Source organism: Pseudomonas sp. AC532, from assembly GCF_979258965.1.
In genome coordinates this window covers 3,977,625-3,991,731 of the sequence record NZ_OZ409888.1, presented here as the reverse complement: position 1 = coordinate 3,991,731, position 14,107 = coordinate 3,977,625, and the positions used below count along the sequence as shown (strand labels likewise).

The 14,107-nt window shown below is 62.3% G+C and carries 12 protein-coding genes and 1 other RNA gene; 4 read left to right on the top strand and 9 right to left on the bottom strand.

The window, feature by feature from the left end; genetic code table 11:
* Nucleotide 1: 1 nt before the first annotated feature.
* From mraZ to rsmI, 3 genes are all read right to left on the bottom strand, one after another.
* Nucleotides 2-457, bottom strand: a complete 456-nt coding sequence (gene mraZ, locus ACZ0AV_RS18560; protein WP_499152392.1) for a division/cell wall cluster transcriptional repressor MraZ — start codon at nucleotides 455-457, stop codon at nucleotides 2-4.
* 300 nt (nucleotides 458-757) lie between these two features.
* An RNA gene (gene rnpB, locus ACZ0AV_RS18555) (RNase P RNA component class A) lies at nucleotides 758-1,115 on the bottom strand.
* A gap of 41 nt (nucleotides 1,116-1,156) precedes the next feature.
* Nucleotides 1,157-2,029: a 16S rRNA (cytidine(1402)-2'-O)-methyltransferase gene (gene rsmI / locus ACZ0AV_RS18550; protein WP_499152391.1), complete on the bottom strand. Its 873-nt coding sequence runs from the start codon at nucleotides 2,027-2,029 to the stop codon at nucleotides 1,157-1,159.
* A 182-nt stretch (nucleotides 2,030-2,211) separates the two neighbouring features.
* On the opposite strand from rsmI, the gene ACZ0AV_RS18545 reads away from it, so the two are divergent.
* The 4 genes from ACZ0AV_RS18545 to ACZ0AV_RS18530 all read left to right on the top strand — a co-directional run bounded on the left by ACZ0AV_RS18545 (nucleotide 2,212) and on the right by ACZ0AV_RS18530 (nucleotide 5,577).
* Nucleotides 2,212-3,990: a penicillin-binding protein activator gene (locus ACZ0AV_RS18545; protein WP_499152390.1), complete on the top strand. Its 1,779-nt coding sequence runs from the start codon at nucleotides 2,212-2,214 to the stop codon at nucleotides 3,988-3,990.
* On the top strand, nucleotides 3,987-4,352 hold the full coding sequence (locus ACZ0AV_RS18540) for a YraN family protein (RefSeq protein WP_499152389.1): 366 nt from the start codon (nucleotides 3,987-3,989) through the stop codon (nucleotides 4,350-4,352). The genes ACZ0AV_RS18545 and ACZ0AV_RS18540 overlap by 4 nt, the downstream gene beginning before the upstream one ends.
* Nucleotides 4,353-4,453: 101 nt before the next feature.
* Nucleotides 4,454-5,047, top strand: a complete 594-nt coding sequence (locus ACZ0AV_RS18535) for a phosphoheptose isomerase (protein ID WP_499152388.1) — start codon at nucleotides 4,454-4,456, stop codon at nucleotides 5,045-5,047.
* Complete coding sequence (locus ACZ0AV_RS18530) at nucleotides 5,044-5,577, top strand: BON domain-containing protein (protein WP_499152387.1); 534 nt, start codon at nucleotides 5,044-5,046, stop codon at nucleotides 5,575-5,577. Before ACZ0AV_RS18535 ends, ACZ0AV_RS18530 begins: the two co-directional genes overlap by 4 nt.
* A gap of 347 nt (nucleotides 5,578-5,924) precedes the next feature.
* On the opposite strand, the gene pnp is transcribed toward ACZ0AV_RS18530, so the two are convergent.
* From pnp to nusA, 6 genes are all read right to left on the bottom strand, one after another.
* A complete protein-coding gene (gene pnp, locus ACZ0AV_RS18525; protein ID WP_499152386.1) occupies nucleotides 5,925-8,030 on the bottom strand; it encodes a polyribonucleotide nucleotidyltransferase in 2,106 nt (701 codons plus the stop codon).
* Between the two features lie 188 nt (nucleotides 8,031-8,218).
* Nucleotides 8,219-8,488 (bottom strand): 30S ribosomal protein S15, encoded by a 270-nt coding sequence (gene rpsO / locus ACZ0AV_RS18520; RefSeq protein ID WP_042554902.1) that lies wholly within the window; start codon nucleotides 8,486-8,488, stop codon nucleotides 8,219-8,221.
* 140 nt (nucleotides 8,489-8,628) lie between these two features.
* Nucleotides 8,629-9,546 (bottom strand): tRNA pseudouridine(55) synthase TruB, encoded by a 918-nt coding sequence (gene truB, locus ACZ0AV_RS18515; protein ID WP_499152385.1) that lies wholly within the window; start codon nucleotides 9,544-9,546, stop codon nucleotides 8,629-8,631.
* 4 nt (nucleotides 9,547-9,550) lie between these two features.
* Nucleotides 9,551-9,958, bottom strand: coding sequence for a 30S ribosome-binding factor RbfA (rbfA, locus tag ACZ0AV_RS18510; RefSeq protein WP_499152384.1), 408 nt, complete (start codon nucleotides 9,956-9,958; stop codon nucleotides 9,551-9,553).
* Nucleotides 9,959-10,066: 108 nt separating this feature from the next.
* On the bottom strand, nucleotides 10,067-12,562 hold the full coding sequence (gene infB / locus ACZ0AV_RS18505; RefSeq protein WP_499152383.1) for a translation initiation factor IF-2: 2,496 nt from the start codon (nucleotides 12,560-12,562) through the stop codon (nucleotides 10,067-10,069).
* A 26-nt stretch (nucleotides 12,563-12,588) separates the two neighbouring features.
* A complete protein-coding gene (nusA, locus tag ACZ0AV_RS18500) occupies nucleotides 12,589-14,070 on the bottom strand; it encodes a transcription termination factor NusA (protein ID WP_070882076.1) in 1,482 nt (493 codons plus the stop codon).
* Nucleotides 14,071-14,107: the final 37 nt, after the last annotated feature.

The window sequence follows — 14,107 nt, the reverse complement described above, 5'->3', positions numbered from 1 at the left end:
TTCACAGGATCAGGTCACGTAGATCATCGGAAAGGGCACCCGGTTGCTTGATGGCGGCCAGATCGGCATCGGCCACGGCATTCCAGGAGTCTTCATCCCACAGTTGAAATTTGTTTAGCTGGCCCACCAACATCGCGCGCTTGTCCAGATTGGCGTACTCGCGCAACCGCGGCGGAACCAGAAAACGACCACTGCCGTCCAGTTCCAGATCGACGGCATTACCAATCAGCAAGCGCTGCAGACGACGGTTTTCCTCTCTGAAGGAGGCCAGCTCGCGCAGCTTGTTTTCGATGATTTCCCACTCCGGCAGCGGGTAGACACAAAGGCAGGGATCGATGGCATCAATGGTGACGATGAGCTGGCCAGCCGAACGCGACACGAGCTCGTCCCGATACCGGCTAGGCATCGCGAGTCGCCCTTTGGCGTCGAGACTTATGGCGTTAGCTCCGCGAAACACTGTTGCGTTTCCCCTTAATTAGCCATCTGCATCCAAAAAAACCCACTTCACGCCACTTCTCACCACCGGGGCACACTATAGGAACGCGCACACCCCACCGTCAAGGCGCGCCAGAGCGGAAAACTCCTTATAGAACGGAGATTTAGCGAATAAAGGAGAGAGTGGGACAGAGGCCCGGGAGCATAAGGAGGGGTAAAAACAAGCACATACAGGCAGCTGGCTCACAAACTTAATGTAGTTTGTGAGGAGTAAGATTTTTTCGGTCTTAGAAACGAGGGGATGAAGCACAAACGAAAGAAGGTGGAGAGTCGATCTATAAGCCGGGTTCTGTCGAGGACAGTCATTCCTCTACGACGCACATCACTGTACGCCTTTAGCAACCTACCCGGTTCCAGCGCGGGCCACGCCAATGGAACCCTATTTGGTCTTGCTCCGAGTGGGGTTTGCCTAGCCACGGACTGTTACCAGCCGCGCGGTGCGCTCTTACCGCACCTTTTCACCCTTACCGGCGCCGAAGCGCTTAGGCGGTTATTTTCTGTGGCACTTTCCGTAGGCTCACGCCCCCCAGGCATTACCTGGCACTCCGCCCTATGGAGCCCGGACTTTCCTCCCCCACACTTCGCGAACGAAGCACGGCAGCGACTGTCCGATCGACTCTCCGACCGCTAGGGTAACCGCTGGGGGCTGGTGAGAACAAGTTCAAACATCCTGCTGGCGCTCTAACGCGGCCTGATAGAGGAGGTTCTTGCGCACCCCGGTGATCTGCGCCGCCAGGGCTGCCGCGCGCTTGAGCGGCAACTCCGCGAGCAGCAGATCGAGCACCCGCAGCGCCTCGGCGCTCACCGCCGCTTCATCAACGGGCGCCTGCCAGCCCGCGACCAGCACCACGCATTCGCCCCGCTGCTGGTTGGCGTCCGCCGCCACCCAATCACACAACTGTGCGAGCGGCAGCCCTTGCAGCGTCTCGAAGGTCTTCGTCAGTTCGCGTGCCAGCAGCGCTGGGCGATCACCGCCAAAAACGTCGCGCATGTCCTGCAGACATTCGAGTATGCGATGCGGCGCCTCATAGAAGATCAACGTGCGCGGCTCCTCACACACGGCTTCCAGGCGCGTGCGCCGCCCTGCGCTCTTGGCGGGCAGAAAGCCTTCGAACACGAAACGATCGGACGGCAGCCCCGCCGCCGACAAGGCCGCGATCAGCGCGCAGGCGCCCGGCACCGGCACCACCCGAATGCCGGCCGCGCGCGCCTGGCGCACCAGGTGATAACCGGGGTCGGAAATCAGCGGCGTGCCGGCGTCGGAAATCAGCGCCACGTCATCGCCGGCACGCAGGCGCTCGAGAAAGCGACCGCCCTCGTCACGCTCGTTGTGCTCGTGGCAGGCCGCCAGCTGGGTACCGATCCCGAAGTGCTGCATCAGCCGCGCCGAATGCCGGGTGTCTTCAGCGGCGATCAGCGCAACGCTGTTCAGCACCTTCAGCGCACGCGCACTGAGGTCGTCGAGGTTACCGATAGGTGTCGCCACCACGAACAACGTGCCTGTGGCAGAACGGGGAGCTTCACTAGCAGTCACGGCGACGCCTCATCTCATCTTCAAAGGCGCATTGTAACGCGTGGAACTGGAGGATGAACGCGGTCACATCCACAGTGTACGATCGCGCCGACTGCGCACCGCTTAACACCTTCGAGATCGCACAGGCGGCGTGCCTTGGGTACACTTGCTCGTTCATTTGCTCAAGAACCGGAATCGCTTACATGATCGCCTGCCTGCGTCCGCTCTCTGCACTCTGCCTTGCCGGCTTGCTCGTTGCCTGCAGCAGCTCGCCCACCTCCAACCTCGGCGAACTGCCCCGCACACCTCAAGCCAGCCTCGAGCAGATGCTCCAGCAAGCCGGTACCAGCCAGAGCGAAGAAGCCCAGTTGCTGCGTCTTTCCGCCGCCGACCAAGCCTACAGGCAGGGCGATGCGGCACGCGCCAGCAGCATCCTCGCACAGGTCGACCTGCAGACGCTGAAGCCGGCGCAACAGATCTATGCGAGCACCCTGCAGGCCGAGCTGGCACTGACGCGCAACGACGCCAAGGCCGCGCTTGCCGCCCTGGCCCATCCCAGCCTGGAGCGCCTTGGCGAGCTGCCCGTCGAGCAGCAGTCGCGCACCCAGCTGACCCGCGCCAACGCACTCGAGAAAGACGGCCAGATGCTTGCCGCTGCCCGGGAGCGGGTGTTCATCGCCCCGCTGCTCAGTGGCGATGAAGCGCAGCGCAACCAGGACCGTATCTGGAGCCTGGTTTCCAGCCTACCGGCCGAACCGGCACCCGGCGCCGAGGATGCCGACCTGGCCGGCTGGCTGTCGCTGGCCCAGGTCGCCAAGACCGTCGGCACCCTGCAGCAACAGCAGCAGGCCATCGACGACTGGCTGGCCCAGCACCCCAGCCACCCGGCTGCCCAGCAACTGCCAAAGGCGCTGGCCGATCTGCGGGCACTCTCCAGCCAGCCGCTGGAAAAGATCGCCCTGCTGCTGCCTCAGGAAGGGCAACTGGCGGCTGTGTCCCGCGCCCTGCGCGACGGCTTCCTGGCCGCTCATTATCAAGCGCAGCAAGCCGGCGAACAGCCGCCGCAGATCCAACTCTACGACAGCGCCCGGCTGACCTCGCTGGATGACTTCTATCGCCAGGCCCAGGCCGATGGCGTGCAACTTGTGGTCGGCCCGCTGGAGAAAAACCTGGTGACCCAACTGGGCGCTCGCGAGCAGTTGCCGATCACCACGCTAGCCCTCAACTACAGCGAGTCCGGCGCGGAAAGCCCGGACCAGCTGTTCCAGTTCGGCCTCGCCGCGGAAGACGAAGCCCGTGAGGTAGCCCGCCGCGCCTGGGCCGATGGCATGCGCAGCGCCGTGGCACTGGTACCGAAAGGCGACTGGGGCGACCGCGTATTGGAAGCCTTCCGGCAGAGCTGGCTGGCCGCTGGCGGCACCTTCCTGGGCGCCGAGCACATCGACCAGCCGGTGGACATGGCGCGGCAGATCGCCAACCTGTTCCAGCTCAGCGGCAGCGGCTCGGCCGCCGGCACCGCACCTACTCGCCGCCAGGACGTGGACTTCATATTCCTCGCTGCCACGCCGCAGCAGGCCCAGCAGATCAAACCGACCCTGGCCTATCAATACGCCGGCGAAGTGCCGGTGTACGCCACCTCGCACCTGTTCAGCGGCAGCATGAGCGCTGCGCAGTACCGCGATCTGGACGGCATTCGCTTCTGCGAAACACCCTGGCTGCTGGATGCCAATGACCCGCTGCGCCAACAGGTCAATACGCAATGGCCCCAGGCCGGAGGTAGCCTGGGCCGCCTGTATGCCATGGGTGTCGACGCCTTCCGCCTGGCGCCGCGCCTGGGCCAGCTCAAGGCACTGCCCGACAGCCGTATCGACGGCCTTTCCGGCAGCCTGAGCCTGAACGCCACCCAGCGTGTCGAACGCCAGCTACCCTGGGCCGAGTTCCGCGGCGGCCAGGTTCAGCGCCTGCCCGACACCCCGCTTTGAGCGACGACCCGCGGCACGCCAGCGGGCGGGAGGCTGAAGCCCTCGCTCGCGCGCATCTCGAAGGCTGCGGTCTGAAGCTCATCACCCAGAACTGGCGCGGCCAGCGCGGCGAACTCGATCTGGTCATGCTTGATGGCGATACAGTAGTATTCGCCGAAGTGCGCTACCGCAAGCACAGTGCCTGGGGTGGCGCACTGGAAAGCGTCGACAGGCGCAAGCGGGACAAGCTGATTGCCACCGCCACGCAGTTTCTGCAGCAGGAGAAGCGCTGGGCCAAACATCCCTGTCGTTTCGATGTCATAGCCCTGGGCCATGGCAAACCCGCACCACTGGAGTGGATCAGGAACGCCTTCGACAGCTGAACGCTCGGCGTGCTGCCCATCCTGGGGCATCGCCATTTTCAACGACAGCGCTGCGCCCGATCCGGCCTGGCGTACCGTTACAGTCAAGGTCAAACATCCACATGGATATGCAAGCCCGTATTCGCCAGCTGTTCCAAGCCAGCATCGAAGCCAAGCACCACGCGATGGAGGTGTTGCCGCCGTTCATCGAACATGCCAGCCAGGTGATGGTTCAGGCCCTGCTCAGCGAAGGCAAGATTCTCTCGTGCGGCAACGGCGGCTCGGCTGGGGACGCCCAGCATTTTTCCTCGGAACTGCTCAACCGCTTCGAACGCGAACGCCCGAGCCTGCCCGCTATCGCGCTGACCACCGACAGCTCGACCATCACCTCGATCGCCAACGATTACAGCTACAACGAAGTATTCTCCAAGCAGATTCGTGCACTGGGCCAGCCCGGCGACGTGTTGCTGGCGATCTCCACCAGCGGCAACTCGGCCAACGTGATCCAGGCCATCCAGGCCGCCCATGATCGGGAAATGACCGTGGTTGCCCTGACCGGCCGTGACGGCGGCGGCATGGCATCGCTGCTGCTGCCCGAAGATGTGGAAATTCGCGTGCCGTCGAAAGTGACGGCGCGCATTCAGGAAGTCCATTTGCTGGCCATCCACTGCTTGTGCGACCTTATCGACAGTCAACTGTTTGGGAGTGAAGAATGACCCGTTCACCACTGATCCTCGCCGCGCTGGCAATCACACTGATCCTCGGCGGTTGCGGCGGCCGTAGCATCGGCAACAAGATCGACGACCAGTTCGTCGGTCCCGACGTCGCCAATGCCATCACCCGCGCCCACGCCGACCTGGCAAGCCCCACCTCGCGTATCGTGGTGACCAGCTACAACGGTGTGGTGCTGATCGCCGGCCAGACCCCGCGCGCCGACCTCAAGAGCACGGCCGAACAGGCCGCGCGCCGCGTGCAGGGCGTGCGCAAAGTGCATAACGAGCTTCAGGTCCAGCAGCCCAACTCGCTCCTGGCGCGCAGCAACGACTCGCTGCTGACCACCAAGGTCAAGACCCAGATGCTCGCCGACAGCGGCGTGCCGGGCAGCCGCATCAAGGTCGTCACCGAGAACGGCATCGTCTATCTGCTCGGCGTGGTCAGCCGTCAGGAAGCCAATGCCGCGAGCAACGTGGTGCAGAGCACATCGGGCGTACAGAAGATCATCAAACTGTTCCAGTACACCGACTGATCGCTAGCGCTTCAACGAAACGCCAGCCAGGCAGCCGCCGGACTGGCGTTTTTTTTGCTCGCCATGCCGTACCTGACGGTTGCATCAGGACAGTGCCGAATCACTCCCCTGCCCACCTGCTGCAAGGCACTGTCGTGGGCGTAACCGCCTTCACCCACCGGCGCACTGGTGACGCACCGCTGCGCGGGCAGGATGCTCGGGCTGGCTCAATCGGCACGTATCGACAGCGCCACGGGTAGGCGCCTGCATGACCCGATCCGCGAGCCACACGGCCCCAAACAGCAGGCAATAAAAAGCCAGTCAGGTCACCCTGACTGGCTCTCGTGTAGCAGCGGCGTTAGCCCGGGTCAGACACCCGAAGCCTTGGCAGCGGCGACGTCCTTGATGGACAGTTTGATGCGGCCGCGGTTGTCGACGTCCAGTACCAGCACTTCAACTTCCTCGCCTTCCTTGAGGATGTCGGTGACCTTCTCCACGCGCGCATCGCTGAGCATGGAGATGTGCACCAGACCGTCCTTGCCCGGCAGGATGTTGACGAAGGCGCCAAAGTCGACAATACGCTCGACCTTGCCGACGTAGATCTTGCCGATCTCGGCTTCCGCGGTGATGCTCAGCACGCGCTGGCGCGCGGCTTCTGCAGCGTCCTTGGTCTCGCCGAAGATCTTGATCGAGCCGTCGTCTTCGATATCGATCGACGCCTTGGTTTCTTCGCAGATGGCGCGGATGGTGGCGCCGCCCTTGCCGATGACGTCGCGAATCTTGTCCTGGTCGATCTTCATGGCGATCATGGTCGGCGCATTGGCCGACAGTTCGCTACGCGATTGAGCAATGACCTGATTCATCTGGCCGAGGATATTCAGGCGCGCTTCCAGGGCCTGGCCCAGAGCGATTTCCATGATTTCTTCGGTGATGCCCTGGATCTTGATGTCCATCTGCAGTGCGGTGACGCCATTGGCGGTACCGGCAACCTTGAAGTCCATATCGCCCAGGTGGTCTTCGTCACCGAGGATGTCGGTCAGAACGGCGAATTTCTCGCCTTCTTTAACCAGACCCATGGCGATACCAGCCACCGGCGCCTTCATCGGCACACCAGCGTCCATCAGCGCCAGGGAAGCACCGCAAACGGAGGCCATGGAGCTGGAACCGTTGGACTCGGTGATTTCCGATACCACGCGGATGGTGTACGGGAACACGTCGGCAGCCGGCAGCATGGCCTGCACCGAACGGCGAGCCAGACGGCCGTGACCGATTTCGCGGCGACCAGTGGCGCCCATGCGGCCACACTCACCCACCGAGTACGGCGGGAAGTTGTAGTGCAGCATGAAGGGGTCTTTACGCTCACCTTCGAGCGTATCGAGCAGCTGTGCGTCACGGGCGGTACCGAGGGTAGCCACGACCAGCGCCTGGGTTTCGCCACGGGTGAACAGGGCCGAGCCGTGGGTCTTGTCCAGCACCCCGACTTCGATGTTCAGGCCACGCACGGTACGGGTGTCACGGCCATCGATACGCGGCTTGCCGTTGACGATGTTCTCGCGCACGGTGCGGTATTCGATTTCGCCGAAGGCGTCTTTCACTTCACCAGCAGAAGGCTGGCCTTCTTCACCGGAGAACCTGGCGACTACCTGATCTTTCAGCTCGCCCAGGCGCGCGTAGCGGTCCTGCTTGATGATGATGGTGTAGGCCTGGGAAATCGCATCGCCGAATTCGCTGCGGATAGCCGACAGCAGCGCGGTGTTTTCCGCTTTTGGTTGCCAGTCCCACGTCGGCTTGGCGGCTTCGGCAGCCAGCTCGGTCACGGCCTGGATCACGGCCTGGAATTCGTCGTGGGCGAACAGCACGGCGCCCAGCATCTGGTCTTCGGTCAGCTCCTTGGCTTCCGACTCGACCATCAGCACGGCGTCTTTGGTACCGGCCACGACCATGTCCAGGCTGGAAGCCTTGAGCTGCTCGTAGTTCGGGTTCAGCAGGTAGCCGGTTTCCGGGTGGAAGGCAACGCGCGCGGCACCGATCGGGCCGTTGAACGGGATACCGGAGATCGCCAGGGCAGCTGAGGTACCGATCATCGCAGCGATGTCCGGATCGGTTTTCTTGCTGGTCGAAACGACGGTACAGATAACCTGCACTTCGTTCTGGAAGCCTTCTGGGAACAGCGGACGGATCGGGCGATCGATCAGGCGCGAGGTCAGGGTTTCCTTCTCGCTCGGACGCGCTTCACGCTTGAAGAAGCCACCAGGGATCTTGCCGGCTGCGTAGGTCTTTTCCTGATAGTGAACCGACAGCGGGAAGAAGCCCTTGCTTGGGTCGGCGTTCTTGGCGCCGGTGACGGCGACCAGCACGGTGACATCGTTGTCAACGGTGACCAGCACAGCGCCGGAGGCTTGACGGGCGATACGGCCAGTCTCGAGGGTGACGGTCGACTGACCGAACTGAAATGTCTTGATTACCGGGTTCACGGTGTTTTCCTTCTCTCTGTTGCCTTTGGGGAAACGGTTTCTTGCGAATTCGTGGGCAGTGGCTTCGGGAGTCGGCCCGAATCTGTCCAAGCGGGTAAAGCCATAAAACGGGTAAAGCATAAACGCAAAAGCTGGAAGCAGGGCGAGCCCACTTCCAGCTTTTGCGGTCAACGGCGCATAAGCATTGCTTAGCGACGCAGACCCAGGCGACCGATCAGGGCGCTGTAACGGCTGGTGTCTTTACCCTTCAGGTAATCCAGCAGCTTGCGGCGCTGGTTGACCATACGGATCAGGCCACGACGCGAGTGGTGGTCTTTGCCGTTGGCCTTGAAGTGGCCTTGCAGCTTGTTGATGTTAGCGGACAGCAGAGCAACCTGAACTTCCGGGCTACCGGTATCGCCTTCGGCTTGCTTGTAGTCATTAACGATCTGAGCTTTTTCTTCAACGCTGAGTGCCATGTGGGCATCCTCTCATCTGGAGACCGTCGCGAACGGCGATCTCAATAGGCCGGGAATCGCTTCCCGTGTTTTAAAAGGAGCAATGACCGTGCCTATTGACAGCCACCCTCGATACGAGCCGCCGGAGCGGCTCGCCACGGTCACACGGACCGAATCAGACGACGCGGCGCAATGCGCCCGTCTTCGCTCACTTCACCGATACCGATGAAGCGACCGTTGTGATCTTGTACCCGCACCATGCCGAACTTCGGCGCATCCGACGCGCGGACGGGCTGCCCTTGCAGCCAATAGAACGAGCTGTGCTCCGAGAAACTCAGCAGCGGCCAGTGCTCCAGCCCACTGTCGACTGGCTGCAGGAAGCGATCTACAGCTTCGTTGCCGCCATCGGCGTGCACCTGTTCCAGTTCTTCCAGGGTAACGGTCTGTACCAGGCCGAACGGTCCGGCCTTGACCCGACGCAGCTCGGCGACATGCGCGCCACAACCCAGAAGGTGACCAATATCCTCGACCAGCGTACGAATATAGGTACCTTTGCTGCAATCTACCGCCAGGCTCGCCTTGTCGGCAGCGCAGCTCAGTAGCTCCAGGCGCGCAATAGTAACAGAACGCGCCTCGCGCTCCACTACTTCTCCTGCCCGGGCCAGTTTGTACAGCGGCTGACCGTCACGCTTGAGGGCCGAATACATCGGTGGAATCTGGCTGATGTCACCGCGAAACCGCGGCAGCAGCGCCTCGATATCGGCTGCGCCGACGTTTACCTCACGGCGCTCGAGCACCTCACCTTCGGCGTCTGCCGTGGTGGTGGTGACACCCAGTTGCATGACCGTCTCGTAACCCTTGTCGGCATCGAGCAGGTACTGGGAGAACTTGGTCGCCTCGCCGAAGCACAGCGGCAGCACGCCGGTTGCCAGCGGGTCGAGGCTGCCGGTATGCCCAGCCTTCTCGGCATTGAGCAGCCAGCGCACTTTCTGCAGCGCGGCGTTGGAGCTGAAGCCTTTCGGCTTGTCGAGCAGGATGATGCCGTCGACCTTGCGACGGATACGCTTTACCTGGGCCACGGGCTTACTCCTTGGCTTCGGTATCGGTGTCACCGTGCTTGCTGTCCTCGGTCACCGCACGCTCGATGAGCGCGGACAACTGAGCACCGCGAATCACGCTCTCGTCATAATGAAAGCGCAGGTTCGGTACGCTGCGCAGCTTCATCGCCTTGCCGAGCTGCATGCGCAGGAAACCGCTGGCATCGTTGAGCACCTTGAGGCTCTGCACCACAGGGTCGACACCCTCTTCAGGCTCGGCGCCCATGATGGTGACGAACACCTTGGCATGGCTGGCGTCACGGCTGACATCCACCGCCGTGACGGTTACCAGGCCACCCAGGCGCGGATCTTTGACTTCGGTGCGAATCAGCTGCGCCAGCTCGCGTTGAATCTGGTCGCCGATGCGCTGGGCACGGCTATAGTCTTTTGCCATCTTGCTACCTTCCACTCGCCTCGACGCCTGCAAAAGCATCGGGCTCAAAAGCGGCAAACGCCCGGCCGCGCGAATGCGGGGCCGGGCGCTGCGTGTTGCGACTCGCGATTACAGGCTGCGAGCCACCTGGACTTTCTCGAACACTTCGATCTTGTCGCCGACCTTGACGTCGTTGTAGCTCTTCACCGCGATACCGCATTCCATGCCGTTACGCACTTCAGCCATATCGTCCTTGAAGCGACGCAGGGATTCCAGCTCGCCTTCGAAGATCACCACGTCGTCGCGCAGTACACGGATCGGGCGGTTACGGAACACCGTACCTTCCACCACCATACAACCGGCGACCGCGCCGAACTTCGGCGAACGGAACACGTCACGCACTTCGGCGATGCCGAGAATGTTCTCGCGCACGTCACTGCCGAGCATACCGGTGAGCGCCTTCTTGACGTCCTCGATGATGTCGTAGATGACGTTGTAGTAACGCATGTCCAGGCCTTCCTGCTCGACGATCTTCCGGGCGCCCGCATCGGCACGGACGTTGAAACCGAACAGTACGGCATTGGAAGCCAGTGCCAGGTTGGCGTCAGACTCGGTGATACCACCGACACCGCCACCGACGACGCGCACTTGCACTTCATCGTTACCCAGGCCGCCGAGCGAGCCCTGCAGCGCTTCCAGCGAACCACGGACGTCGGATTTGAGGACGATGTTGAGCGTCTTCTTCTCTTCCTGGCCCATGTTCTCGAAGATGTTTTCCAGCTTGCCTGCGTGAGCGCGCGCCAACTTCACTTCGCGGAACTTGCCCTGACGGAACAGCGCCACTTCGCGGGCTTTCTTCTCGTCAGCGACGACGGTCATGTCATCACCGGCTTCCGGCGTGCCATCGAGGCCGAGAATCTCGACCGGGATCGCCGGACCGGCTTCCTTGATCGACTTGCCATTCTCGTCGAGCATGGCGCGAATACGGCCATAGTTCGAACCGACCAGCACCATGTCGCCCTGACGCAGCGTACCGTCCTGAACCAGCACGGTCGCGACCGGGCCACGGCCCTTGTCCAGACGGGACTCGACCACCACACCCCGGCCCGGGGCCGATGGGGTTGCCTTGAGTTCCAGAACTTCGGCCTGCAGCAGCACGGCTTCGAGCAGCTCGTCGACACCGGTACCGACCTTGGCCGAGACAGGTACGAACGGCGTGTCACCGCCCCACTCTTCCGACGTCACGCCGTGTACCGACAACTCACTACGGATGCGATCGAGATCAGCGCCCGGCTTGTCGATCTTGTTCACCGCAACTACCAGCGGCACGCCAGCAGCCACAGCGTGCTGAACGGCTTCGATGGTCTGCGGCATCACGCCGTCGTCCGCCGCAACCACCAAGATCACGATATCGGTGGCCTTGGCACCACGAGCACGCATTGCGGTAAACGCGGCGTGACCTGGGGTGTCGAGGAAGGTCACCATGCCGCGCTCGGTTTCCACGTGGTAGGCGCCGATGTGCTGGGTGATACCACCCGCTTCACCAGAGGCCACCTTGGCACGACGGATATAGTCGAGCAGCGAGGTCTTGCCGTGGTCGACGTGACCCATGACGGTCACCACCGGCGCACGGGAGAAGGTCTCACCTTCGAACTTCAGCGATTCGGCCAGGGAATCTTCCAGCGCCGTATCACTGACCAGGGTCACCTTGTGGCCCAGTTCCTCAGCAACCAGTTGGGCAGTTTCCTGATCCAGTACCTGGTTGATGGTGGCCGGGGTACCCAGCTTGAACATGAACTTGATGATTTCAGCAGCCTTGACCGACATCTGCTGGGCGAGGTCGCCCACGGTGATGGTCTCGCCGATCTTCACTTCGCGCACGATAGGGCCGGTCGGGCTCTGGAAACCGTGAACGTTGCGCTTCTTCAGCTTGGCCTTGCCACGACCACCACGACGGAAGCCATCGCTTTCTTCGTCGGTGGTACGCGGAGCGACACGCGGAGCAGGCGCCTTTTCCTTGACGGTCGGGCGGTGCTGGGTGGTCTTGCGATCCCCACCACGGCGATCGGCGTCGTCGTTGCGCGCCTTGTCCGGGCGACGCGGCTCGTCCTTCTTGCGATCATCGGCAGCAGGCGCTGCGACGGCGGCAATGCTCGGTGCGGGGGCAACGGCATCGACCACGGCAGGCTGTTCGGCGGCTGCCGAGGACGGCTGACGCTTGGCTTCTTCTTCGGCCTTGCGCTTGGCTTCTTCCTCGGCCTTCAGGCGAACGGCTTCCGCCGCGGCGCGCTGCTCATCGAGCGCACGCTGCTTCTCGGCTTCGATCTCTTCGTTGCTGCGCTCGACAAAGGTCTTCTTCTTGCGCACTTCAACGCTGATGGTCTTGCTGCCAGCGACCCGCAGGGTGCTGGTGGTCTTGCGCTGCAAGGTAATCTTGCGCGGCGCGTCGGCTTTCTTCTCGCCGTGGCTGCTCTTCAGATGAGCAAGCAGGGCCTGCTTCTCGTTATCGGTGACAACTTGCTCGGCACTGCTGTGCGGCAAACCCGCCTCTCGCATCTGCTGCAGCAGGCGCTCTACCGGTGTGTCGACCACTTGGGCCAGTTCTTTCACCGTGACTTGCGTCATGCACTTCTCTCCTCAGGCCGTAAAACTTACTCGAACCAGTGGGCTCGGGCGGCCATGATCAGCTTGCCGGCACGCTCTTCGTCGATGCCGTCGATGTCGAGCAGGTCGTCAATAGACTGCTCGGCCAGGTCTTCGCGGGTAACCACACCGCGCACTGCCAGTTCCTGCGCCAGGCCTTTGTCCATACCCTCGAGTTCGAGGAGGTCTTCGGCCGGCTGGGCGTCTGCCAGTTTTTCTTCTGTGGCGATGGCTTTGGTCAGCAAACGATCCTTGGCGCGGGAGCGCAGTTCGTTGACGATTTCTTCGTCGAAACCGTCGATGCTGAGCATCTCTTCCATCGGCACGTAAGCGATTTCTTCCAGGCTGGTAAAGCCTTCTTCGACCAGCACCTGGGCCAGTTCTTCGTCGACTTCCAGCTCGTCGATGAAGCCCTGCAGGATGTCGCCGGTCTCTGCCTGCTGCTTGGCCTGGATGTCCGCTTCGGTCATCACGTTCAGCGTCCAGCCGGTCAGTTGACTGGCCAGGCGAACGTTCTGACCACCACGGCCAATCGCTTGCGCCAGGTTGTCTTCGCCTACGGCGATGTCCATGGCATGGGCATCCTCGTCAACGATGATCGCCGCGACTTCAGCCGGCGACATGGCGTTGATGACGAACTGCGCCGGGTTGTCGTCCCACAGCACGATGTCCACGCGCTCGCCGACCAACTCACCGGAAACCGCCTGTACGCGCGAACCGCGCATACCGATGCAGGCACCCTGCGGGTCGATACGCTTGTCCTTGGAACGCACCGCGATCTTGGCCCGCGAGCCTGGATCACGGGAAGCGGCCTTGACCTCGATGAGGCCTTCGGCGATTTCCGGCACTTCGATGCGGAACAGCTCGATCAGCATTTCCGGCGCAGTACGCGACAGGATCAGCTGAGGGCCGCGGTTCTCGGTGCGGATTTCCTTGAGCAGCGCACGCAGGCGCACGCCAACCCGGAAAGTCTCACGCGGAATGATGTCCTCGCGAGCCAGCAGCGCTTCGGCGTTGGCACCCAGGTCGACGATGACATTGTCGCGGGTAACCTTTTTCACGGTGCCGGCGATGATCTCGCCGAGACGCTCGCGGTAAGCTTCAACGACCTGGGCACGCTCGGCCTCGCGCACTTTCTGCACGATAACCTGCTTGGCGGTCTGCGCAGCGATACGGCCGAACTCGATAGAGTCGATTTTCTCTTCGAGCACATCACCGACCTTGGCGCTGGCTTCGACAGCGCGTGGCATATCGGTAGTCACCTGATGCGCCGGATCATCGAAGTCTTCCTCCTCGACGACCGTCCAGCAACGAAAGGTCTCATAGCTGCCGCTCTGGCGATTGATCGCCACGCGCAACTCGACTTCGTCTTCAAAACGTTTCTTGGTCGCTGTGGCCAGCGCCAACTCGAGCGCCTCGAAAATCACAGCGGCCGGTACACCCTTTTCATTGGATACCGACTCAACAACCAGCAGTACTTCTTTGCTCATCGTACGCCTCGCCTTTCGCAATCCATTGGGATCCACG

Coding starts and splice junctions, on each gene's coding strand:
- rpsO (WP_042554902.1), bottom strand. CDS start 8,488: ATGGCACTCAGCGTTGAAGAAAAAGCTCAGATCGTTAATGACTACAAG.
- nusA (WP_070882076.1), bottom strand. CDS start 14,070: ATGAGCAAAGAAGTACTGCTGGTTGTTGAGTCGGTATCCAATGAAAAG.
- ACZ0AV_RS18545 (WP_499152390.1), top strand. CDS start 2,212: ATGATCGCCTGCCTGCGTCCGCTCTCTGCACTCTGCCTTGCCGGCTTG.
- ACZ0AV_RS18535 (WP_499152388.1), top strand. CDS start 4,454: ATGGATATGCAAGCCCGTATTCGCCAGCTGTTCCAAGCCAGCATCGAA.
- ACZ0AV_RS18530 (WP_499152387.1), top strand. CDS start 5,044: ATGACCCGTTCACCACTGATCCTCGCCGCGCTGGCAATCACACTGATC.
- infB (WP_499152383.1), bottom strand. CDS start 12,562: ATGACGCAAGTCACGGTGAAAGAACTGGCCCAAGTGGTCGACACACCG.
- rbfA (WP_499152384.1), bottom strand. CDS start 9,958: ATGGCAAAAGACTATAGCCGTGCCCAGCGCATCGGCGACCAGATTCAA.